The sequence below is a fragment of the Stenotrophomonas sp. SrG genome, assembly GCF_050031795.1.
Taxonomy (GTDB): domain Bacteria; phylum Pseudomonadota; class Gammaproteobacteria; order Xanthomonadales; family Xanthomonadaceae; genus Stenotrophomonas; species Stenotrophomonas rhizophila_A.
Map to the genome: position 1 here is coordinate 1 of NZ_JBNBBE010001156.1, position 238 is coordinate 238.

Below are 238 nucleotides of genomic sequence, written 5' to 3' on the forward strand. Positions count from 1 at the left end.
CCCGCGGCCGGCGAGGCCGGTGGCCGTGGCCAGCCCGTCTCCGGCCTGGCAATCGCCGTAGAGCAGGACCCTGCGCTTGTTGTCGATGCGCACATACTGGCGCTCGGCCGAGCGCGCGTCGAAGCCGCGCAGCGACGCGTCGCCGTAGACCGGGTAGAACTCCTCTGGCTGGATGTCACGCAGCAGGCGGCCGCGGGTGTCCTTGTCCGAATCGTAGGCGGCAGTGATCAGCGCATCG

General features: G+C 70.6%; 1 protein-coding gene. It reads right to left on the minus strand.

Annotated features, from left to right (window positions below):
* The coding region (locus ACQG3P_RS23090) for a hypothetical protein (protein WP_426806345.1) at positions 1–238 on the minus strand (238 nt) is incomplete at both ends.